Source organism: Peteryoungia wuzhouensis (assembly GCF_003205195.1).
In the GTDB taxonomy this organism is placed as follows: Bacteria; Pseudomonadota; Alphaproteobacteria; order Rhizobiales; family Rhizobiaceae; genus Allorhizobium; species Allorhizobium wuzhouense.
Map to the genome: position 1 here is coordinate 1,086,121 of NZ_QJRY01000001.1, position 20,196 is coordinate 1,106,316.

Consider the following 20,196-nt stretch of genomic DNA (forward strand, 5'->3'; position numbering starts at 1 on the left):
AACCCGGGAATCGGCCGGGATTGGTGGCGCTATAGCGCTTTTCGGGCGCGATTGACAGGCACTCTACCGGTCAAGACTTGCCAAGTTGTTTCTTGAGATCATAGAGCGCATCGAGCGCCTGGCGAGGCGTCAGGTCGTCAAGATCTAGTGAGCGCAGGGCCTCCTCGACCTTGGAGGGGCCGGCCTTGGCGATCTCCTCGCGGCGGACGGCGACCTGGAAGAGCGGCAGGTCGTCGATCAGCTGGGCCGCCGGGTTCTTGCGGTCGCTGTCTTCGAGGCGGGTGAGCACGTCGCGGGCGCGGGCGACCACGGCGGCCGGCAGACCGGCGAGGCGGGCGACCTGGATGCCGTAGGAACGATCGGCGGAGCCGGGGCCGACCTCATGCAGGAAGATGACGTCGCCATCCCATTCCTTGACGCGCATCGTGACGTTCGACATGCGGGCGAGCTTTTCCGAGAGCGCCGTCAGCTCGTGGAAATGGGTGGCGAAGAGCGAGCGGCAGCGATTGGCCTCGTGCAAGTGTTCGACGGCGGCCCAGGCGATGGAGAGGCCGTCGAAGGTCGCGGTGCCACGGCCGATTTCGTCCAATATGACCAGCGAGCGGTCGGTTGCCTGGTTGAGGATGGCGGCGGTTTCGACCATCTCGACCATGAAGGTGGAGCGGCCACGGGCCAGATCATCGGAGGCGCCGACGCGGGAGAAGAGGCGATCGACGATCCCGATATGAGCGGCACCGGCGGGCACGAAGGAGCCCATCTGGGCGAGGATGGCGATCAGCGCGTTCTGGCGCAGGAAGGTCGATTTACCGCCCATGTTGGGGCCGGTCAGCAGCCAGATGGCGCCGGGACCCTTGGTGTCATGGGGGGAGAGATCGCAATCATTGGCGATGAAGGGGCTGGCGGCTTGGCGGCGCAGCGCCTGCTCGACCACCGGGTGGCGGCCGGCGGTGATCGAAAACATTCTCGAGTCATCGACCAACGGGCGGCAATAGCCCTGCTCTTCCGCCAAGGCCGCGAGGCCGGATGCGACATCGATGGTGGCGAGCGCACGAGCGGCGGCCTTGATCGGTTCGGCGGCTGCGACGACTTCTGCCACCATGCGATCGAAGGCGGCGAGTTCCAGCGACAGCGCCTGACCGGCGGCGTTGGCGATGCGGCTTTCGAGATCAGCAAGCTCCGTCGTGGTGAAGCGCATGGCGTTTGCCATGGTCTGGCGATGGATGAAGCGGGATTTCGCCTCGTCGCCCTCGGTCATCGGGCCGGCATTGCCCGCAGTGACCTCGATGAAATAACCGAGCACATTGTTGTGCTTGATCTTCAGCGACTTGATGCCGGTTTCCTCGGCATATTGCAGCTGCAGGCCGGCGATGACGCGGCGGGACTGGTCGCGCAGCGCACGCAGTTCGTCGAGTTCCGGGATCGCGCCATCGCGCAGGAAGCCGCCGTCGCGCTTGAGGAGCGGCAATTCGTCAGCGAGCATCGAAGCCAGGCTTGGCGCTAGATCGGCGGGCAGTGCTGCGAGGTCGGCGAGCGCTTCGGCGAGTTCCTTCGGCAGGCTTGCGGGATCGAGCAGGCGGCCGACTTCGGCCGAGGCGAGAAGGCCGGCGACGATGGCGCCGAGGTCACGCGGGCCGCCGCGATCGAGGGCCAGGCGGGAGAGCGCGCGCGGCATGTCGGGCACGCGTTTGAGGGCATCACGCAGGCGGTCGACGAGCAGACCGTCGGCGAGAAGATGGGCGATGGAGTCCTGGCGGTCGGAGATCGCGTCCGGGTCTGTGAGCGGCGACATCAGGCGCTCGGCCAACAGACGGGCGCCGCCGCCGGTGACGGTGCGGTCAATGGCCTTCAGGAGCGAGCCGTTGCGCTCGCCCGAGAGCGTCTTCACCAGTTCGAGATTGGCGCGGGTGGCAGGATCGATGAAGAGGGTGGAAGCCGCATTCTGGCGTTCGGGAAGGCCGAGCGGCGGGCGCTCGGAGATCTGGGTCTTTTCGACATAGGCGACGGCTGCGGCAGCCGCTGCAATCTCGGCGCGGGAGAAGGCGCCGAAGCCATCCAGCGTGCCGACGCCGAAATATCGGGCAATGCGGCCTTCGGCGCTGGCGCTGTCGAAGAGAATGCCCGGCTGGGGCACGACGACGCGGCCGAGCACGTCGAAGGCGGGCTTCAGCTCTTCGTCGTGGAAGAGTGTGTCGGGTACGATCAGTTCGCGCGGCTCGATGCGCAGGATATCGGCGAGCAGGCGCGTTTCGGTGGTTTCAGCCAGGCGGAAGATGCCGGTGGAGATATCGATCCAGGCGAGCGCCAGCTGGGGGGCGCTGCCGCCCCGGATGCGGGCGAGCGCCATCAGATAATTCGATTCGAAAGGCGAGAGGAGCTTGTCCTCGGTGATCGTGCCCGGTGTCACCAGGCGTACGACGTCGCGCTTGACGACCGATTTCGAACCGCGCTTCTTGGCTTCGGCCGGGTCTTCGACCTGTTCGCAGACGGCGACGCGGAAGCCGAGCGAGATCAGTTTCTGCAGGTAATCATCGGCCGCATGCACCGGCACGCCGCACATGGGGATATCCTGGCCGAGATGCTGGCCGCGCCGTGTGAGCGTGATGCCGAGGGCGCGGGAGGCATCGACCGCATCCTCGAAGAACAGCTCGTAGAAATCGCCCATGCGATAAAAGAGCAGGCTGCCGGGGTTGGCAGCCTTGATCTCGATATACTGTTCCATCATCGGGGTCGCCGTCGCGCGGCTCTCCTCCGAGGTCAGCTCGGCGACGTTCAGGACATCACTCGGGGTGGCTTGATATAGCGTCACGGGCTCAATGTTTTCTTGAAAAGGAAGTCGCGTGACACTAACGACTTAAGACGAGGAAACACAACAAGGATGGGCCGGCGTTCGCCCGCTGCCCACAACATGGTGAGGGGAAGCATGGCAAACGAGAAGACGACCGGCCGGACGAAAGTCTCGGTGACGGAACAGGAAGCGCTGGACTTTCACTCGCAGGGGCGGCCGGGCAAGCTGGAAATTACCCCGACCAAGCCGATGGCGACGCAGCGCGACCTGTCGCTTGCCTATTCCCCCGGTGTCGCCGTGCCCGTGAAGGCGATCGCTGCCGATCCGGCGACGGCCTATGATTATACGACACGGGGCAACATGGTGGCCGTCATCTCCAACGGCACCGCCATCCTTGGCCTCGGCAATCTCGGGGCGCTGGCTTCCAAGCCGGTCATGGAAGGCAAGTCGGTCCTCTTCAAGCGCTTTGCCGATGTCGATTCGATCGATCTTGAGGTCGATACCGAAAATGTCGACGAATTCATCAACTGCGTGCGCTACCTCGGCCCCTCCTTCGGTGGGATCAATCTCGAAGACATCAAGGCGCCAGACTGCTTCATCATCGAAAGCCGGTTGCGCGAGCTGATGGACATTCCGGTCTTCCACGACGACCAGCATGGCACGGCGATCATTGCGGCGGCCGGGTTGATCAATGCGCTGGAGCTGACGGGGCGCGACTTCAAGACGACCAAGCTCGTTTGCAATGGTGCCGGGGCTGCGGCGATCGCCTGTATCGAGCTGATCAAGGCGATGGGTTTCAACGGCGAAAACATCATTCTCTGCGACACCAAGGGCGTGATCTATCAGGGCCGCACCGAGGGCATGAACCAGTGGAAGTCGGCGCATGCTGTGAAAACTGACCGTCGATCGCTGAAGGAAGCCATGGTCGGCGCCGATGTTGTGTTCGGGCTTTCGCAAAAGGGTGCACTGTCTTCCGACATGATCGCCTCGATGGCACCGAACCCGATCATCTTTGCCATGGCCAATCCGGACCCGGAGATCACCCCGGAAGAGGTCGCCGAGATCCGCGACGATGCGATCATGGCGACCGGGCGTTCGGACTATCCGAACCAGGTGAACAATGTTCTCGGCTTCCCCTATATTTTCCGCGGCGCGCTCGATGTGCGCGCCAGCCAGATCAACGACGCGATGAAGATCGCGGCCGTCCGGGCACTGGCGAGCCTGGCGCGTGAAGACGTGCCTGATGATGTCGCCGCCGCCTATCAGGGCGAACGCCCGCGTTTCGGGCCGCAATACATCATTCCGGTACCCTTCGATCCGCGCCTGATTTCGGCCATTCCGGTTGCGGTCGCCAGAGCCGCTATGGAGACGGGCGTGGCGCGCAAGGCGATCGAGGATCTCGGTGCCTATGCGCATGAGCTGTCGGCCCGGCGCGACCCGATCGCGGCGGCCACCCAGCGGATCTACGAGCATGTGCGCAGCCACCCCAAACGCGTCGTCTTTGCCGAGGGCGAAGAGGAGCAGGTGATGCGGGCGGCGATTGCCTTCGTCAACCAGGGGCTGGGCACCGCGATCCTGCTCGGCCGCGACGAACCCTTGAAGGCAACCGCCGAGCGGGCCGGCATCGACCTCGACCGTCCCGGCATCGAGGTGGTCAATGCGCGGCTCTCGACCCGCGTCGAGGCCTATACCGAATATCTCTACGCCCGCCTGCAGCGGAAGGGCTATCTGCACCGCGATGCGCAGCGGTTGATCAACACCGACCGCAACCACTTTGCCGCCTGCATGGTGGCCTTGGGGGATGCGGATGCCATGGTGACGGGCACGACGCGCAATTATTCGACGGCGCTCGAAGACGTGCGCCGCTGCATCGATACGGCACCGGGTCACCGGGTGATCGGGGTGTCGCTGGCGCTGGCGCGGGGACGCACGATCGTGGTGGCCGATACCGCCGTGCATGATATGCCGACGGCAGAGGAGCTGGCGGATATCGCGGAAGAAGCCGCCGGCGTTGCGCATCGACTTGGGCTTGAGCCGCGCGTGGCGCTGCTCGCCTATTCCACCTTCGGGCATCCGACCGGCGAACGTTCGGAGCGCGTGCGCGAGGCGGTGAAGGTGCTCGACCGGCGCGGCGTGTCCTTTGAATATGATGGCGAGATGGGCGCAGATATCGCGCTCAACCAGCACCGGATGGAGCAGTATCCATTCTGCCGTCTCTCGGGCACGGCAAACGTTCTGGTCATGCCGGCGATCCATTCGGCGGCGATCTCGACCAAGATGCTGCAGGAACTGGGCGGGTTGACCGTGATGGGGCCACTGCTGATCGGGCTTGAGAAGTCGGTGCAGATTGCGCAGATGGGCGCGAAGGACAGCGACATCGTCAATATGGCGGCGATTGCGGCCTATAATGCGGCGGGCTGATTAAGACGCATTTCCGGACGCAAAAACCGGAGCGGCTTTCGCGAGCCGCTCCATATCCTCGTCAAGCTCGCGCTTCAGCCAGCGCTTGAATTTGTCGACCTTATCCGAACGCTTCGCATTCTCGGGGACGACGAAGTAGTGGCCGAAGCCGGTCTTCACCGCCGGGCCGAAGGGCGCGACCAGCTGGCCGTGTTGCAGCTGGTGCGAGGCGAGCGTTTGCCAGGCGAGCATGACCCCCTTACCGGCGATTGCCGCATCAAGGCAGAGCGAGGCTTCGCTGAAACTGTGGCGCGCCTTGATCTCCGCGCCGGCCAAGCCGACGGCTGAGAGCCAGACATCCCAAGTGAACATGGCGCGGCTGTCGATGATCTTGGGAAGGTCGAGGATATCGGCCGGCTGCTTGAGCGGCGCTGCCATGGCGGGCGTGCAAACGGGTGCGATGCGCTGTTCGAGAATCAATTCCGATTTGAAGCCAGGCCACTGGCCGCGACCGACCCGGATCCTCAGATCGACATCCGCCTGGCTGGCGTCGGTCAGCCGGTCATTGGCGTCGATCCTCAGACCGATATGGGGATAGAGCGCCGAGAAGGCGGCGATGCGGTGAACGAGCCAGCGGGCGGCAAAAACCGGGGCGACGGAGATGGTCAGCAGGCTGTCATCGGTCTTCTGTGCGAGGGCGACGGCACCGGACAACAGCCGGAAGCCATCCAGCAGACGCGAGAGAACGCCGGCCGCCGTCTCGACCGGGACCATGCCGCGGCTGGTGCGCTCGAAGAGCGGCCGGCCGAGCTGCTGCTCGGTCTTGATCACCTGCTGGCTGACGGCGCCGACCGACACGCCAAGTTCGTCTGCTGCGGCATGGAGCGATCCCAAGCGGGCGACGGCTTCGACGGCGCGCAGGCCGTTCAGATGCACCTGGTTGAGGTTCTTCATATAGGAAAGCTATAGTCGGCCGGGGCAAAACTCAATTGAAAAGCATCAACGGGAAGCAGAGGATCAAGGCCTGTTCAAACCGATTTCGCGTCCATCAGGCGCGCGGAAGGCAAGGCCATGTTCAAGATTTTCTGGAAGACGCTGTTTCAGCAGAACAGGTACGCCGAGCCGGACTGGCGGCTTGATCCGTCGGGGCACCCGGAGCTGCTTACCATGAGCCTGAGAGAACTTGCCGACCTGCCGATGGTGGCAGAAGTGCCCGTGAGGGTGAGGACGGTGGAGGTGGCCGATGGTTGCCGACGCGGCGCAGACGGAGGGATTGCCGAGGGATGTGCTGTTTCGCGGTGATCGGCTCAATCTGAGGACGGCGTGGTTCGGCTTTACCGCCCCTCATTCGACCCTTCGGGCCACCTTCTCCCCGCAAGCGGGGAGAAGGAATCAGCTGGCGCTGGCGAACCGGCCGGCGTCGGCGCCGTAATAGTTGACGTAGCGGCCGGAGATGCTGGAGATCGGCAGGATGATCAGCACGTCTGTCGTGTTGAAGGCCTGATCGACGACCGCGCCATTGCCGACCATGGCGCCGAGGCGGAGGTAACCCTTGATCAGCGGCGGCATGGAGAACAGTGCGCGGCGGGGGTTGACCGCTTCCGAGGGCATCAAGTCCATTTCGCGGTAGAGATGGGGCAGTGCGTCGACGGCCCATTCGCCCTTGGCGACGGCATTCTGATGCAGGAAGGACAGCGCCAGCGCATGCTCTTCCGGCTGCACACCGGGGAAGGAGCCGCAGCCGAACATGGCGTCGATGCGGTGATGCAGCGCATAGGCCCAGCAACCCTGCCAGAGCAGTTCGACTGTGCGCTTGGTGCGGTATTGCGGCAGCACGCAGGAGCGGCCGAGCTCCATGAAGCGCTTGCCCGGATGGCGGGCGATCAGCGGGTTCACGCCGAATTCGGAGCCGGAATAGAAACCGCCATGGGCGATCGCCACTTCGTGGCGCAGCAGGCGGTAAGTGCCGACGATCTGGTCTTCGGCGTCGCCATCGATCGAGCGATCGAGCACCAGGAGATGGTCACAGATGCTGTCCCAGCTGTCGATTTCACGGCCACGGCGGGCATCTTCAGCGGAGACCTGGGCCTTCATCTCGTCGACGAAGACGCGATAACGCACGGCCTGTGCCGCGTCGATCTCGCGTTCGGTGCGGGCGATGCGGGTTTCGAGATTGCCAATGCGGCCGAGCAGATCGCGCGTGCCGGATACGGCCAGCGGCGGCGCCACGGGGGCAAGATCCGGCATCAATCCACGGTCGATCAGGTCCACGCTCATCAGCTTCGTCCAGCGTTCAAGTCACGGGCGTTTAAACACTTTACTGCAACAGGAAAGTGACAAAATTGGGCATGCCCGTCAGTCGGCTTCCGGCTTGGGCTTCCGGTGCTGGATAATCTCGTCGATGACGATGCAAGCCGCGCCGAGCGTGATGAAACTGTCGGCCAGGTTGAAGACGGCGAAGGACCAGGTCTGCGTGTAGAACAGGATGTAATCCACGACATAGCCATAGGTGAAGCGGTCGATCAGGTTTCCAAGGGCGCCGGCGATGATCATGGAAAAGCCGAGATGGGCCCAGTGCTGCTCAGGGCCGGTCTTGCGCCAGAGCCAGAGCACGAAGGCGACGATGACCAGGCGGAGCGCCACGATGAACCAGGCGTCGAGATGCGAGAGCATGGAGAAGGCGACGCCGAGATTGTGGGTGCGGTAAAGCGCCCAGAAGGGCAGAACCGGGATCAGCTCCTGCATGGGCAGATAGATCTCGACGGCATATTTGATCGCCTGATCGAGCAGCAGGGCGGCGATGATGAAGGCGATGACCGGCAGCGGCCGATTGAAGGCTGATAGCATCGGTCACTTGCCTCCGTCGAGCGCGAGCAGGTGGCGGCGGACTTCGAAGAGCATGACACCGGTGGCGACCGCCAGATTGAGGCTGTCGGCCATGCCGACCTGGGGAATGCGGGCGAGCTTATCGGCGGCCTCTGCCAGCTCATCCGGCAGACCTGATTGTTCGTTGCCCATCATCAGGATAACCGGCTTCGAACGGTAATCGATGGTGCGGTAATCGACGGCGCCGGCGAGATGGGTGGCGACGAGGCGTGCGTCGACGGATTTCTTCCATTTGAGGAAATCGGCCGGCGTCGTCTTCACCAGCGGCAAAGCGAACATCGAGCCCATGGTGGCGCGCACGGTTTCCATGGAGAAGGGATCGGTGCAATCACCGACGAGGATGACGCCCGAGGCGCCGGTGGCGTCGGCGGTGCGGATGATCGTGCCGAGATTGCCGGGATCGCGGACGCGGTCCAGCGCGATCCAGGTTTCGGAGTCCTGTGGCCTGATATCCTTGAGAGCCGTCCAGCGCTGTTCGAAGACGGCGGCGACCATTTGCGGGTTTTCCCGCCGCGTGATCGAGGACATGACCTTTTCGCTGACTTCCAGCACCAGGCCGCCAGCAGCAACCGTGCGCGCGGCGACCTTTTCGACCAGCGGCTTGCCCTTGCCGGCCTTGGCATAGACGAGGGTGCGGATGGTCCAGCCGCGATCCAGCGCATCAATGACGAGCTTCAGGCCTTCGGCCAAAAAGGTGCGGCTTTCGTCGCGGCTCTTCTTCTGCGAGAGCGCCTTGATGTCCTTTATGATGGGATTGGCGAGGCTGGTGACTTCCTTGACCTGGCCGACGCGGCGCGGCCCCTCATGGCGATAGTCGTCGGTCATTTCGGCACCCAGCGGCTGAAGAGAGAGGTGGAGAGCGCACGCCCCGGCGTCTTGCCGTCAAGGCCGGCCTCGCGGATGACGAGTTCGCCCGATTCGACTAGGCCGCCCTTGCCGCGCGTGGTTTCGCGCATCAGTTCGTGGATCGAGTAGAAGCTCGCGCGGATCGAATAGGCCGTCAGCACAAGACCGACGGCCTTGGGGGCCAGCAGTTCGCGGCAGACATCGAGCATCAGCGGCAGATGATCGAAGAGCTGCCAGACTTCGCCATTCGGACCACGGCCGAATTTCGGCGGGTCGGTGAGGATGATGTCGTAGCGGTGGCCGCGGCGTTCCTCGCGCAGGATGAACTTCATCGCGTCCTCGCAGATCCAGCGGATCGGCGCCTTGTCGAGGCGGCTCAGAGACTGGTTCTCACGCGCCCAGCCGATCGCCTTCTTGGAGGCATCGACATGGGTGACTTCGGCGCCGGCGGCGGCCGCGACGAGCGAAGCAACGCCGGTGTAACCGAAGAGGTTGAGGACCTTCAGAGGCCGATCGGCGGCCTCGATCTTCTCTTTCATCCAGCTCCAGTGGGCGATCTGTTCGGGGAAGACGCCGACATGGCGAAACGCGGTGAAGCGACCGTGGAAATCGATGCCGAGCAAAGACAGCGGCCAGGTTTCGCCGAGCGCCTCGCGCTGGAAACGCCAGCGGCCCATGCCGTCTTCGTCGGTGTCTCCGGTGAAGACCGCATCGGCCTTGTCCCAGACATGGGATGGCAACGCCTTCGGCCAGAGGGCCTGGGCTTCGGGCCGGACGATGCGATAGGGGCCGTATTGCTCGAGCTTTACCCCGTCACCGCTGTCGATCAGGTGGAAATCACCGGCGCCGGAGGATTCGAGGATGAGGGGTACACGCTCAGACGGGCGGTCGCCGGTGCGGGCGGTGAGTGCACGGGCCGGTTCTGGTGCCGTATCAGCCGGGCTTGCGACCTTGCCGTCCTCTGCGGGGCTGCGACGCACGGGGCGAGAACTGCTGCGCTCCGGCTTGCCGGCCGCAGGCCCTGATGCCGGGCCTGTCGACGGCCGGTTGGGCTTGCCAGCGAAATCGCCGCCCTTCGGGGGACGCGGGCGGCCAGCATCGCCATTGGCTTTTGGCTTCGCTCCCGGGAATGGCTTGGCGCCGGGGCGACGTTCCTTGTTCTTCACGTCAATGATCCGTGGCTCGGTGCTAATCTCGGCCAGCCCTTAGCATTCCGGACAGGGCGCGGAAAGAAAATTTGCCGCGAGCTTATTTGGCGGCGAGTTGCGGGGCGGCCTGAGGCAGGGTTGCGCCGGCGATCTGCTCGGCGCGGGTTTTCTGGCGATCGGCTTCGGCCTGCCACTGCTGTGCCGCGCGCGACTGGCTGCGCGCCTTCTTGCGATGCTTGCCCTGGGAGAACCAAGTGACGACAGCACCGAGCAGCACGCCGAGCATGACCGCGAGAATGAGCAGGACGAAGAGCGGGGCAGAAACGGAGAGCGCCTGGTCGGCGGGATTGAAAGGATTGAGCGCGAGGCTCACGGCGTGGCGATTGGCAACGGCGAGAACGATCAGGAGGATCGCCAGCGGAAGAAGCACCACGAGGCTCACGATTTTCCGGACCATCTTGCAACTCCCTGCAGTTCCGCTCTCGGGACCGAGCGGTATGTCACCACGGCCAAGGTAAGGCCAGGCGCCGAATTTTCAATGCGACACGATGTTATTCGTCGTCTTCGTCGCCCATGCCGGGGTTCAGGCGCTCGCGCAATTCCTTGCCGGTCTTGAAGAAGGGCACCCACTTTTCCTCGACGAAGACGGTTTCACCGGTGCGCGGATTGCGGCCGGAGCGCGAGGGGCGATTCTTGACCGAAAAAGCGCCGAAGCCACGCAGCTCGACACGATTGCCGGCGGCCAGCGCATCCGTGATCTCGTCGAGCACGGCGTTGACGATGTTTTCGACATCGCGATGATAGAGATGCGGATTACGGGCCGCGACAATCTGCACCAATTCCGACTTGATCACGCCGACCCCCTGCATTTTTCTGTTGTGACTTGAGCGGCGCCAACGTTGCCAAAGCGAAAAAGCCCAGTCAAGGAACAACTTAACCATAAAGCGACCGCCTTGCGAAGCCAATGACCAATGTCACAATCATTTGGAAGGGTCTTGGCCTCACTTTCTCCGCATGACAGTCGCAAGACACGGTCAAGCTCGCCTTGCTCTTGTAGCTGACGGCCGACAATCCATATGGGCCATATTGGCAAGCGCCAAGAGACATGCGAAACGACGAATTGCTGCGGGCCGATCGACGGATAAGGTCGCCCGCCATCAGATTGGATTCCGACACATGCTGCAAACACCCTCCGATATCGGGCAGACGAAGGGGATCGCCTCAGACGCGGCAGCCTATCGCCGCGCGGTGGGCCATTCGGCGCGCGTGCGGCGTCTGCGCGTGCTTTTGCCGGTCGGCGCGCTCGTCGTGTCGCTGATCTTCATCGGCGTTTCGGCCGTGCGCAGCATGATGCCTGAAGAGCTGCAGATCGAATCGGCGAAGATCGAGAACGGCAAGATCGTGATGGAGAAGCCGGCGATCGCGGGCCGCAATTCCGAAGGGGTCAACTATTCCATGCGGGCCGATCGCGCCCTGCAGGACGTCAAGAACCCCAATCTCATTACACTTGAAACCATCACTGCGGCAGTTCCGGTCAGCGACAATGTGGTGGCCCGAATCGTGGCCCAGGGCGGGCTGTTCGATCGCGGCGCCAATTTCCTCGACCTGGACAAGCCCTTCACCCTCAATCTGTCCAGTGGAATCGACGCGCAGTTCAATTCGGCGCGGCTCAATATTGCGGGTGGCTCGATGGAGACGAAAGACCCTGTCGCCATTCAAACCAAGGGCGCCTCGATTGTTGCGAACTCCCTCAATATGAAGGATAAGGGTCGAACAATGATATTTTCCGGGGATGTCAGGCTGAACCTCGAGCCTTCGTCCCTGCGCAGCAATCGGTCAATGGAAACGATCCAGCCATGAAACAACGCCGCCTTTCCTCGCTCATGATCGCTGGTCTCGTCGTAACGACGGGTTGCGCCGCCTTTGCCGGTTCGGCAGCGCTGGCGCAGACGAAAACCAGCCAGATGGCTGGGATGAAGCTGTCGAACGACCAGCCGATCCAGATCGAAAGCGATGCGCTGGAGATCCGGGAGCAGGAAAAGAAGGCTTTCTTCACCGGCAACGTCAAGGTCGTGCAGGGCACGACCACGCTGCAGGCGGGCGCCATGACGGTTCTTTATCGCGGCGAAGGCACCACCGTCACGCAGGGCAATGCGGACATCGAAAAGATCGATGTGACGGACAAGGTCTTCCTGCAGTCGGAGACGCAGCAGGCGACGGCCGACAAGGGTTACTTCGACATGTCGAAGCAGGTTTTCGTCCTTGAGGGCGACAAGGTGGTGTTGTCGGAAGGCCAGAATGTCTTCGTCGGCTGCAAGCTGACGGTCCATATGGAAACAGGACAGGCCAAACTCGACAGTTGCGGGCGTCGCGTGCAGATCCAGCTCGACCCCAAATCGCAGAAGCAATAACGGATCGGCTCGTGCAAATGCCCTTTTTCTCCAAGACCAAGCAGGCCGGCGCGGCAGCTGCACCGGCGGGCTTGCCCGGCGACAAGGCGCGCTACGAAGGCACGCTGATCGCGCATGGCCTGACCAAGGCCTATAATTCCCGCCGTGTCGTCAACGGCGCTTCGCTGGTCGTGCGGCGGGGCGAAGCCGTCGGCCTGCTCGGCCCGAACGGTGCGGGCAAGACCACGTGCTTCTACATGATTACCGGCCTCGTGCCTGTGGATGCCGGCACGATCTCGATCAACGGCAACGACGTCACGTCCATGCCGATGTATCGCCGCGCGCGGCTGGGCGTCGGCTACCTGCCGCAGGAAGCCTCGATCTTTCGGGGCTTGAGCGTGGAAGACAATATCCGCGCCGTGCTGGAAGTGCATGTTTCGGACAAAAAGAAGCGCGAGGCGAAGCTCGACGAACTGCTGCACGAATTTCATATCGAAAAGCTGCGCAAGTCGCCGTCGGTCGCGCTGTCGGGCGGTGAGCGCCGACGCTTGGAAATTGCGCGCGCACTCGCGACCGACCCGACCTTCATGCTGCTCGACGAACCCTTTGCGGGTGTCGATCCGATCTCGGTGTCGGATATCCAGAACCTCGTCCGCCACTTGACCGCACGCGGCATCGGCGTTCTGATCACCGACCATAACGTGCGGGAAACACTCGGACTCATCGACCGGGCCTATATCATCCATGCCGGCGAAGTCTTGACCCACGGCCGGGCCAACGACGTCGTCAACAATGCGGATGTCCGCCGTTTGTATCTGGGTGACAAGTTCAGCCTGTGATCGGGACAATAAAAGCCCGCCGCCATCTCCCTGCGGCTTGACCAAACCAAAATAAAAAGCAATTTTTGGGCCAATTGGAATTCACCCGTCAGAACCTGTGGTTCTGCGGGGGGATGCAGGGGAGTTAAGCGTCCGCCATGGCCTTATCCGCGAATCTGTTCCTGAAACAGAGCCAATCGCTGGTGATGACACCGCAGTTGATGCAGTCGATCCAACTGCTGCAGATGACTCACTTCGAACTCATGCAATTCATCGCGCAGGAAGTGGAACGCAATCCACTGCTCGAATTGAATGCAGATGACGGAGATTTGGGCGGGGAATCGGCCGACACTTCCGACCTCCATGGCGGCGGCGCCAATGCCGGACAATCCACCGATGACACGGCCGGAAGCCCCTCGCTCGACAGCGACTGGTATGAAGGCAGCGGCAGCGAACGCCTCAACGACCGGCTCGACACCAATTTCGACACGGCCTTTGCCGACGAAGGCTCCAGCGTGCGACCAGACGCGCCGGAACTGCTGGGACAATGGAAATCCATGCCGGGCCATGCCGGCGAAACCGGTGAGGGCGTCGATCTCGACGATTTCGTGGCCGGACAGGTCAGCCTGCGCGACCATCTCAACCAACAGATCCCTTTCGCTCTGCCCGCGCCCGCCGATCAGCTGATCGCCGCAATCATGGTCGACCATCTCGACGAATGCGGTTATCTGCGGCTCGATCTCGACGAACTTGCGGATCGCCTCGGCCGCGCGCGCGACCAGATCGAAGCCGTCCTGCAGACCCTGCAAACTCTGGAACCATCCGGCGTTTTCGCCCGCTCGCTCAGCGAATGCCTGGCGATCCAGCTGCGTCAGCGCGACCGGTATGATCCGGCGATGGCCATGCTGATCGACAATCTGGAACTGCTCGCGAAGCGGGATTTTGCCACGCTGAAGCGGCTCTGCGCCGTCGACGAGGAAGACCTGCTCGACATGCTGGCGGAGATCCGCAAGCTCAATCCGAAGCCGGGCGGCAGCTTCGAGCACACGCTGTCGGAATCCGTGACACCTGATGTGGTGGTGCGCTCGGACAACAATGGCGGCTGGCAGGTGGAGCTCAATCCCGACGCCCTGCCCCGGGTTCTGGTCAATCACAGCTATATGGTGGCCGTCGGCCGGCAGGGCGGGGCGAAGGACAGCCCCGACCAGGCCTTCATGTCGGAGTGCATGCAGAATGCCAACTGGCTGACGCGAAGCCTCGACCAGAGAGCCCGGACGATCAGCCGGGTGGCGGCCGAGATCGTGCGCCAGCAATCGGCCTTCCTCGACCACGGCGTCGATCACCTGCGGCCGCTGAACCTGAAAACGGTGGCAGACGCGATCAAGATGCACGAATCCACCGTCAGTCGCGTGACCACCAACAAATACATGATGACGCCGCGCGGGCTGTTCGAACTCAAATATTTCTTCACGGTGTCGATCGCCTCTGCGGAGGGCGGCGACAGCCATTCAGCCGAGGCAGTTCGTCACAGGATCCGGGCGTTGATCGAGAAGGAAAGTCCCGAGGCCGTGTTGTCGGATGACGACATCGTCGACACGCTGAAGGCGGGTGGTGTCGAGCTGGCACGACGGACCGTGGCCAAATATCGCGAGTCGATGAACATCCCCTCGTCCGTGCAGAGACGCCGGGAAAAGCGGGCGATGGCGAAGATTTCGGCTCATTGACGGTCGCCCGAAATTCCGAAAATTAACCGGTCATTGACTTTTGAAAGGATGGCGGCTAGAAGCGCGCCGCAATCGACAGCGCACACTGTTGGCCCCGGAGACAATTGGCCGGATCACGCCCGACAAACGAAGGTACAGACTGCCCGCCCCTCTCGAAAAGCTTGGACGCGGGCGTCGCTTGGCGTAAAATGGGCACGTAACCAATCATAAGAAGGGAAACTCCATGAGTGTGCGTGTATCCGGCAAGCAGATGGAAATCGGTGAAACTTTCCGCCAGCGGATCGAAGACCGAATCCAGGATGCGGTTACCAAATACTTCGACGGAGGGTATTCCGGGCAAGTGGTCGTGGCAAAATCGCAATCGCGATTTTCGGCCGATTGCCTGGTGCATCTCGATACCGGCGCGAACCTGCATGCCGCAGGCGAGGCCAATGATCCGCAAGTGGCCTTCGACACCGCCTTCGAGCGCGTCGAGAAGCGCCTGCGCCGCTACAAGCGCAAGCTGAAGGATCATCACGCCGGCGAAGCATCGAACCCGCCGATCGAGGTGGCCTATGCGGTCATGGATTCCTTGGACGACGACCACGAGGAACTGCCGGAAGACTATGCACCGACGATCGTGGCCGAGAGCACGAAGAAATTGCGGACCATGACGGTTGCTTCGGCAGTCATGGCCCTCGACATGACGGACGAACCGGTTCTCCTGTTCAGAAGCCCGGGAAAAGAACAATTGAATATCGTTTATCGTCGCAATGACGGTAATATCGGGTGGATCGATTCCGCCAACATCAAAGGCTGACGAGACTGGCGCGGGCGAACGCAAAACGTTCGCCCGCCACCGGCTCAGACGCATGAAGGAAATTGATATGGCCTTGGCAGATTTGCTGCATCAGGACGCTGTCGTACCGGCACTCAGGGTGAACTCTAAGAAGCAGTTGCTTCAGGAACTCGCGGCCAAGGCTTCCAAGCTCACCAATATCCCCGAGCGTGAAATCTTCGACGTCATTCTACAGCGCGAACGTCTGGGTTCGACCGGTGTGGGCAATGGCATCGCCATTCCGCATGGCAAGCTCAACAAGGTCACGCAGATCACCGGCGTCTTCGCGCGGCTGGAAACCCCTGTCGATTTCGAAGCGCTGGACGACCAGCCGGTCGATCTCGTCTTCCTGCTGCTCGCACCGGAAGGTGCCGGCGCCGATCATCTGAAGGCGCTGTCGCGCATTGCCCGTGTGCTGCGCGACCAGGATCTCGTCGCCAAGCTGCGCGCCACCGATTCCGCTTCCGCGATCTATACGTTCCTGAACGAAGAACAGGCCTCGAACGCGGCATAAGCTGCGCATCGAACATAGGCAGACACAAAAAAAGCGCCTCTCGGGGGCGCTTTTTTCGTTTGCGATGGGGCCTCGATCAGGCTTTCGCCGCATCCTCTGCGGCTTCGGCCTTGGGTCCACCCTTGGCGACGCCGACCATGGCGGGGCGCAGCACACGTTCGCCGATGGCATAACCGGCCTGCACCACCTGGACCACGGTGTTGTTGGCAACGTCCGGATTGGGCACTTCGAACATCGCCTGGTGGAAGTTCGGGTCGAACTTCTGGCCGACCGGCTCGATCTTGCGGATGCCGTGGCGCTCCATGGTGGCCAACATGCCACGCTCCGTCATTTCCACGCCTTCGATCAGCGCGGTGACCGCGGCGTCAGCACCCGTGCGGGCTTCTTCCGGCAGGCTCTCGATGGCGCGGCGCAGGTTGTCGGAAACCGACAGCATGTCGCGGGCAAAGCCGGTGACCGCGTAGGACTTCGCATCCTTGATTTCGCGATCGGTGCGGCGACGCAGATTGTCCATGTCGGCCGCCAGACGCAGGAAGCGATCGCGCAGGTCCGCATTTTCTGCCCTCAAGGCGTCAAGGGCATCGCCTTCGCCGCCTTCGGCCTCGGTTTCCGCTTCTGCTTGTGCCTGGTCTTCCTGAGCTTCGGCAGCGTAAGCCTCTGCGGCGTCCGCGTCAGGTCCGTTCTTGTTGGTTTCTTCGGTCATGACGTTCTCCGAATGATTCTGCATTGTCGAACACGAGGTTCGATTTCGTGCCCGATATCAGGGTTTGAGGTGAAAAAATCAAGTGTCGGCGGCCAATTCGGCCTAGCGCCCCGTGCGTGACAGGCGCGCCATCAGCTGGGCGGTATAATCCACCATCGGAACGATGCGGGAATAGTTGAGCCGGGTGGGGCCAATGACACCGACGGCGCCGACGATCCGGTCCTCGCCATCCCGATAGGGCGCGACGATCAGCGACGAGCCCGAGAGGGAGAAGAGCTTGTTTTCCGAGCCGATGAAGATGCGCACCCCCGGGCCGCTTTCCGCGAGATCGAGGATCTCGATCAGGCTTTCCTTACGCTCCAGGTCATCAAACAGCAGTCGCAGACGCTCGATATCTTCGAGATCGACCAGCCCTTCGAGCAGGTTGGCGCGGCCACGCACGATGAGGCGCGTCGGATTCTGCTCGGCGCCTTCGCCCGACCAGACCGCGAGGCCCCGTTCGACAAGGTCCTGGGACAGCGTGTCGAGTTCGGAGGCGACCTGCGTTTTCATGCTGTCGATCTGGCTGCGCAATTCGCGCAGCGTCTGGCCGGCCAGGTTGGCGTTGAGAAAGTTTGCGGCCTCCGTCAGCTGCGAGGCCGTGACGCCCGACGGCAGGTCTATGATGCGGTTTTCGACCTGGTTGTGTTCACCGACGAGGACGGCAAGCGCCTTGGTGGGCTCCAGGCGGATGAATTCGACATGCTTGAGGACCGGATCGTTCTTCGCCGAGATGACGAGACCTGCGCCGCGCGACAGGCCCGACAACATGCGGCTTGCCTCGGTCAGCATGGTTTCCACCGGTTGACCTGGGCTCGACGGGCGGATCTGGCGTTCGATGCTGTCACGCTCGGTTTCCGAGAGGTCACCGACCTGCATGAAGGCATCGACAAAGAAACGCAGACCTGCCTGTGTCGGCAGGCGACCGGCGCTGACATGCGGCGCATAGATGAGACCGAGATGTTCGAGATCGCTCATCACGTTGCGCACCGAGGCGGGCGACAGCGACATCGGCAGAAGGCGCGACAGGTTGCGCGAGCCGAGCGGATCACCGGAGTCGAGATAGGTCTCGACAATCCGGCGAAAGACCTCCCTGGAGCGGTCGTCCAGCGATGCGGCAACATCTGCGATGGTCGTCTTGGGTGCGGCCATTGTCAGCGCGGGCATGATCTCATTGTTTCCATGGCAAGAATATAGTCATTCGCCCTCCGATGACAAAGGACTAATTGGGCTGTCGCCCTGCCTTGCCGCACTGTCGCATGGTTTTTTCTTTGCAAAGGACTGCCACCGTCCTTAGAAGGCTCTGACAACCCAGGAGATTGCAATGCGGCCATCCGGCAGAAAAACAGATCAAATGCGCAAAGTCTCGTTCGAGCGCAATTTCTCCAAGCATGCCGAAGGCTCCTGTCTGGTGAAGTTCGGCGATACGCATGTGCTGTGCACGGCGAGCCTCGAAGAAAAGACGCCGCCATGGCTGCGCAATTCCGGCAAGGGCTGGGTGACCGCCGAATACGGCATGCTGCCGCGCGCCACGGGCGAGCGCATGCGTCGCGAGGCATCGTCGGGTAAACAGAGCGGCCGCACGCAGGAAATCCAGCGGCTGATCGGCCGGTCGCTGCGGGCAGTCGTCGATCTCGAAGCGCTCGGCGAGCGGCAGATTTCGATCGACTGCGACGTCATCCAGGCGGATGGCGGCACACGCACGGCCTCAATCACCGGGGCGTGGATTGCGCTGCATGACTGCCTGAAGTGGATGGAAACCCGCAGCATGATCAAGGTCGAGAAGGTCCTGAAGGACCATATCGCGGCCGTTTCCTGCGGTATCTTCGCCAGCCAGCCCGTGATCGACCTCGATTATCTCGAAGACTCGGCAGCCGAGACGGACGCCAATTTTGTCATGACCGGCTCCGGCGGCATCGTCGAGATCCAGGGCACGGCCGAAGGCAAGCCGTTCAGCCAGGACGAATTCCTGACGCTGCTCGGCCTTGCCCGCAATGGCATTGACGAACTGGTGACCCTGCAGAAGCAGGCGATTGCCTGAGACGAAGGGCCGAGTGGATGGCTAGGGAGATCGAAGGCGTTCTGGAAGCGGCGCTTTATGCGTCCGACCTCGACGCTGCCGAGCATTTCTACAGCACGGTACTCGGCCTGGATCGCATCGCACGGCATGATGATCGGCACATCTTCTTCCGCTGCGGGCAGACGGTGGTGCTGATCTTCAATCCGGCCGAGACAGTGAAGCCCGCAGCATCCGGTTCCTTGCCGGTGCCAGCGCACGGCACGAGCGGCGCGGGGCATCTCTGTTTTCGAGTGTCGGCCGATGCACTCGATGCGATGGTGGCACGGCTCAGCTCCGCCGGGGTCCCCATCGAAGCCGATTTCCGCTGGCCAGGGGGCGCCCGCTCGATCTATTTCCGCGATCCAGCAGGCAACAGCCTGGAATGCGCCGAACCAAAACTCTGGAATCTCTGAGGCCCTCATGCGCAAGCTCGACACCCGCACCATCGTCGTCGCCAGCCACAATGCCGGCAAGATCGCCGAAATCGCCGACCTGATTGGCCCGTTCGGCTTCTCCGCGAAATCGGCCAAGGACTTGAACTTCTCCGAGCCGGATGAAACCGGCACGACCTTCGAGGAAAATGCGGCGATCAAGGCGCTCGCTTCGGCCAAGGCTTCGGGGCTTCCGGCCCTGTCTGACGACAGCGGTCTTGTCATCGATGCGCTTGACGGCGCGCCGGGCGTCTACACGGCCAACTGGGCCGAGCGGGAAGACGGCACACGCGATTTTCCCTGGGCGATGGAAAAGGTCGAGAAGGCTCTGCAGGAGCGTGGTGCGACGCAGGCCGCCCAGCGGACCGCGCGTTTCGTCAGCGTGCTCTGCCTGGCCTGGCCGGATGGCCATACCGAATTCTTCCGCGGCGAAATCGAGGGCGTCGTTGCCTGGCCGCCGCGCGGCACGGCCGGCTTCGGCTACGATCCGGTGTTCCAGCCGGAAGGTCACGACCGCACCTTCGGCGAAATGACGGCGGATGAGAAGCATGGCTGGAAACCGGGCGATGCTGCGGCGCTGTCGCACCGGGCGCGGGCCTTCAAGCGCTTTGTCGAAACCTGCCTGGAGGCATGAGC

General features: G+C 62.7%; 21 protein-coding genes. 11 read left to right on the top strand and 10 right to left on the bottom strand.

Translation table 11 applies throughout. The features are described from left to right. Window positions 1-70 precede the first annotated feature (70 nt). Entirely contained in the window at window positions 71-2,722 is a 2,652-nt protein-coding gene (gene mutS / locus DMY87_RS05330) for a DNA mismatch repair protein MutS (protein ID WP_245408835.1), read from the bottom strand. Between the two features lie 198 nt (window positions 2,723-2,920). On the opposite strand from mutS, the gene DMY87_RS05335 reads away from it, so the two are divergent. Further along, complete coding sequence (locus DMY87_RS05335; RefSeq protein WP_110790389.1) at window positions 2,921-5,206, top strand: NADP-dependent malic enzyme; 2,286 nt, start codon at window positions 2,921-2,923, stop codon at window positions 5,204-5,206. On the opposite strand, the gene DMY87_RS05340 is transcribed toward DMY87_RS05335, so the two are convergent. Next, on the bottom strand, window positions 5,207-6,139 hold the full coding sequence (locus DMY87_RS05340; RefSeq protein ID WP_110790193.1) for a LysR substrate-binding domain-containing protein: 933 nt from the start codon (window positions 6,137-6,139) through the stop codon (window positions 5,207-5,209). Between the two features lie 117 nt (window positions 6,140-6,256). Here DMY87_RS05340 and DMY87_RS05345 point away from each other — a divergent pair, with 117 nt between their 5' ends. Further along, entirely contained in the window at window positions 6,257-6,487 is a 231-nt protein-coding gene (locus DMY87_RS05345; RefSeq protein WP_110790194.1) for a hypothetical protein, read from the top strand. Window positions 6,488-6,577: 90 nt separating this feature from the next. On the opposite strand, the gene olsB is transcribed toward DMY87_RS05345, so the two are convergent. The 6 genes from olsB to DMY87_RS05375 form a co-directional block, all read right to left on the bottom strand. Further along, on the bottom strand, window positions 6,578-7,432 hold the full coding sequence (gene olsB, locus DMY87_RS05350) for a l-ornithine N(alpha)-acyltransferase (protein ID WP_425353470.1): 855 nt from the start codon (window positions 7,430-7,432) through the stop codon (window positions 6,578-6,580). Window positions 7,433-7,540: 108 nt separating this feature from the next. After that, entirely contained in the window at window positions 7,541-8,032 is a 492-nt protein-coding gene (gene lspA, locus DMY87_RS05355) for a signal peptidase II (RefSeq protein WP_110790196.1), read from the bottom strand. A gap of 3 nt (window positions 8,033-8,035) precedes the next feature. After that, window positions 8,036-8,896, bottom strand: coding sequence for a TrmH family RNA methyltransferase (locus DMY87_RS05360; protein WP_110790197.1), 861 nt, complete (start codon window positions 8,894-8,896; stop codon window positions 8,036-8,038). Beyond that, on the bottom strand, window positions 8,893-10,083 hold the full coding sequence (locus DMY87_RS05365) for a class I SAM-dependent methyltransferase (protein ID WP_110790198.1): 1,191 nt from the start codon (window positions 10,081-10,083) through the stop codon (window positions 8,893-8,895). Before DMY87_RS05365 ends, DMY87_RS05360 begins: the two co-directional genes overlap by 4 nt. Before the next feature lie 82 nt (window positions 10,084-10,165). Beyond that, window positions 10,166-10,522 carry a LapA family protein gene (locus DMY87_RS05370; RefSeq protein WP_110790199.1) on the bottom strand — a complete coding sequence of 119 codons (357 nt, stop codon included), beginning with the start codon at window positions 10,520-10,522 and terminating at the stop codon, window positions 10,166-10,168. A 94-nt stretch (window positions 10,523-10,616) separates the two neighbouring features. Continuing rightward, a complete protein-coding gene (locus DMY87_RS05375; protein WP_054149157.1) occupies window positions 10,617-10,919 on the bottom strand; it encodes an integration host factor subunit beta in 303 nt (100 codons plus the stop codon). 322 nt (window positions 10,920-11,241) lie between these two features. Here DMY87_RS05375 and lptC point away from each other — a divergent pair, with 322 nt between their 5' ends. From lptC to ptsN, 6 genes are all read left to right on the top strand, one after another. Then, window positions 11,242-11,925, top strand: coding sequence for an LPS export ABC transporter periplasmic protein LptC (gene lptC / locus DMY87_RS05380; protein WP_110790200.1), 684 nt, complete (start codon window positions 11,242-11,244; stop codon window positions 11,923-11,925). Further along, entirely contained in the window at window positions 11,922-12,476 is a 555-nt protein-coding gene (locus DMY87_RS05385) for an LptA/OstA family protein (protein ID WP_110790201.1), read from the top strand. The genes lptC and DMY87_RS05385 overlap by 4 nt, the downstream gene beginning before the upstream one ends. A 17-nt stretch (window positions 12,477-12,493) precedes the next feature. Further along, window positions 12,494-13,294 (top strand): LPS export ABC transporter ATP-binding protein, encoded by an 801-nt coding sequence (gene lptB / locus DMY87_RS05390; RefSeq protein WP_110790202.1) that lies wholly within the window; start codon window positions 12,494-12,496, stop codon window positions 13,292-13,294. A 137-nt stretch (window positions 13,295-13,431) separates the two neighbouring features. Then, a complete protein-coding gene (gene rpoN, locus DMY87_RS05395) occupies window positions 13,432-14,997 on the top strand; it encodes an RNA polymerase factor sigma-54 (RefSeq protein ID WP_110790203.1) in 1,566 nt (521 codons plus the stop codon). Between the two features lie 223 nt (window positions 14,998-15,220). Next, window positions 15,221-15,796: a ribosome hibernation-promoting factor, HPF/YfiA family gene (hpf, locus tag DMY87_RS05400; protein WP_110790204.1), complete on the top strand. Its 576-nt coding sequence runs from the start codon at window positions 15,221-15,223 to the stop codon at window positions 15,794-15,796. A gap of 67 nt (window positions 15,797-15,863) precedes the next feature. Continuing rightward, on the top strand, window positions 15,864-16,328 hold the full coding sequence (ptsN, locus tag DMY87_RS05405; protein WP_110790205.1) for a PTS IIA-like nitrogen regulatory protein PtsN: 465 nt from the start codon (window positions 15,864-15,866) through the stop codon (window positions 16,326-16,328). 76 nt (window positions 16,329-16,404) lie between these two features. Here ptsN and grpE read toward each other — a convergent pair whose 3' ends face one another. Together grpE and hrcA are read right to left on the bottom strand one after the other, a co-directional pair. Next, entirely contained in the window at window positions 16,405-17,055 is a 651-nt protein-coding gene (gene grpE, locus DMY87_RS05410) for a nucleotide exchange factor GrpE (RefSeq protein ID WP_110790206.1), read from the bottom strand. Between the two features lie 78 nt (window positions 17,056-17,133). Next, window positions 17,134-18,222, bottom strand: coding sequence for a heat-inducible transcriptional repressor HrcA (hrcA, locus tag DMY87_RS05415; RefSeq protein ID WP_110790390.1), 1,089 nt, complete (start codon window positions 18,220-18,222; stop codon window positions 17,134-17,136). 172 nt (window positions 18,223-18,394) lie between these two features. On the opposite strand from hrcA, the gene rph reads away from it, so the two are divergent. Genes rph through rdgB form a run of 3 tightly spaced genes read left to right on the top strand, consistent with a single transcriptional unit; the run spans window position 18,395 to window position 20,194 of the window. Continuing rightward, window positions 18,395-19,111, top strand: coding sequence for a ribonuclease PH (rph, locus tag DMY87_RS05420; RefSeq protein ID WP_110790207.1), 717 nt, complete (start codon window positions 18,395-18,397; stop codon window positions 19,109-19,111). Window positions 19,112-19,128: 17 nt separating this feature from the next. Next, window positions 19,129-19,542: a VOC family protein gene (locus DMY87_RS05425; RefSeq protein ID WP_110790208.1), complete on the top strand. Its 414-nt coding sequence runs from the start codon at window positions 19,129-19,131 to the stop codon at window positions 19,540-19,542. A 7-nt stretch (window positions 19,543-19,549) separates the two neighbouring features. Further along, window positions 19,550-20,194: an RdgB/HAM1 family non-canonical purine NTP pyrophosphatase gene (rdgB, locus tag DMY87_RS05430; RefSeq protein WP_110790209.1), complete on the top strand. Its 645-nt coding sequence runs from the start codon at window positions 19,550-19,552 to the stop codon at window positions 20,192-20,194. The last annotated feature ends 2 nt before the right edge of the window (window positions 20,195-20,196 follow it).

Bases quoted from the DNA above. Each gene is read 5' to 3' on its own strand.
- rpoN (WP_110790203.1), top strand. From the start codon at position 13,432: ATGGCCTTATCCGCGAATCTGTTCCTGAAACAGAGCCAATCGCTGGTG.
- DMY87_RS05385 (WP_110790201.1), top strand. From the start codon at position 11,922: ATGAAACAACGCCGCCTTTCCTCGCTCATGATCGCTGGTCTCGTCGTA.
- mutS (WP_245408835.1), bottom strand. From the start codon at position 2,722: ATGATGGAACAGTATATCGAGATCAAGGCTGCCAACCCCGGCAGCCTG.
- hpf (WP_110790204.1), top strand. From the start codon at position 15,221: ATGAGTGTGCGTGTATCCGGCAAGCAGATGGAAATCGGTGAAACTTTC.
- ptsN (WP_110790205.1), top strand. From the start codon at position 15,864: ATGGCCTTGGCAGATTTGCTGCATCAGGACGCTGTCGTACCGGCACTC.
- DMY87_RS05345 (WP_110790194.1), top strand. From the start codon at position 6,257: ATGTTCAAGATTTTCTGGAAGACGCTGTTTCAGCAGAACAGGTACGCC.
- lptC (WP_110790200.1), top strand. From the start codon at position 11,242: ATGCTGCAAACACCCTCCGATATCGGGCAGACGAAGGGGATCGCCTCA.
- hrcA (WP_110790390.1), bottom strand. From the start codon at position 18,222: ATGGCCGCACCCAAGACGACCATCGCAGATGTTGCCGCATCGCTGGAC.
- DMY87_RS05425 (WP_110790208.1), top strand. From the start codon at position 19,129: ATGGCTAGGGAGATCGAAGGCGTTCTGGAAGCGGCGCTTTATGCGTCC.
- rdgB (WP_110790209.1), top strand. From the start codon at position 19,550: ATGCGCAAGCTCGACACCCGCACCATCGTCGTCGCCAGCCACAATGCC.
- DMY87_RS05360 (WP_110790197.1), bottom strand. From the start codon at position 8,896: ATGACCGACGACTATCGCCATGAGGGGCCGCGCCGCGTCGGCCAGGTC.
- rph (WP_110790207.1), top strand. From the start codon at position 18,395: ATGCGGCCATCCGGCAGAAAAACAGATCAAATGCGCAAAGTCTCGTTC.
- olsB (WP_425353470.1), bottom strand. From the start codon at position 7,432: ATGCCGGATCTTGCCCCCGTGGCGCCGCCGCTGGCCGTATCCGGCACG.
- DMY87_RS05335 (WP_110790389.1), top strand. From the start codon at position 2,921: ATGGCAAACGAGAAGACGACCGGCCGGACGAAAGTCTCGGTGACGGAA.
- lspA (WP_110790196.1), bottom strand. From the start codon at position 8,032: ATGCTATCAGCCTTCAATCGGCCGCTGCCGGTCATCGCCTTCATCATC.
- DMY87_RS05340 (WP_110790193.1), bottom strand. From the start codon at position 6,139: ATGAAGAACCTCAACCAGGTGCATCTGAACGGCCTGCGCGCCGTCGAA.
- grpE (WP_110790206.1), bottom strand. From the start codon at position 17,055: ATGCAGAATCATTCGGAGAACGTCATGACCGAAGAAACCAACAAGAAC.
- DMY87_RS05370 (WP_110790199.1), bottom strand. From the start codon at position 10,522: ATGGTCCGGAAAATCGTGAGCCTCGTGGTGCTTCTTCCGCTGGCGATC.
- lptB (WP_110790202.1), top strand. From the start codon at position 12,494: ATGCCCTTTTTCTCCAAGACCAAGCAGGCCGGCGCGGCAGCTGCACCG.